General features: G+C 74.5%; 1 pseudogene. It reads right to left on the minus strand.

Annotated elements, in window-relative coordinates:
* A pseudogene (locus tag ACOADB_RS03675) lies at window positions 1-411 on the minus strand (chromosome segregation protein SMC); the annotation flags it as partial.

Here is a 411-nt window from a genome sequence, read left to right on the forward strand (position 1 = left end):
CTGGCCGAGGTCCTCGGCCTCTCCTCCGCCGAGCAACAGCCCGGCCCGGCCGAGGTCGTCGGCCTTGAGGTGGTCGATCGCGGCGAGCGCCGTGTCGGCGTCGGTGACCGCGACGGCGTCCGCGGCAGCACCCAGCGCGGTCGCCACGGCAGCTTCGTAGCCGGAGCGGACGTTGATCAGGGCGGCCACGGAGCCGAGCAGTCCGGAAACGGTGTCGCTGGCCGCGAGCAGTGCGCCGGCGCCGTCCTTGCGGGCGAGGCCGAGCTCGAGGGCTTCCTTGCGCGCGGTCAGTCCGGCCTTGTCGCGATCGGCCTGCTGGGCCTCCTCGCGCAGCTTGTCGAGTCGCTCGGCCAGGTCGTCGAGCTGGGCGACGGCCGCTTCGTGCTCGGAGTCGAGGCCCTCCTCGCCGGC

It is taken from the genome of Nocardioides sp. CPCC 206348 (assembly GCF_048654705.1).
GTDB lineage: Bacteria > Actinomycetota > Actinomycetes > Propionibacteriales > Nocardioidaceae > Nocardioides.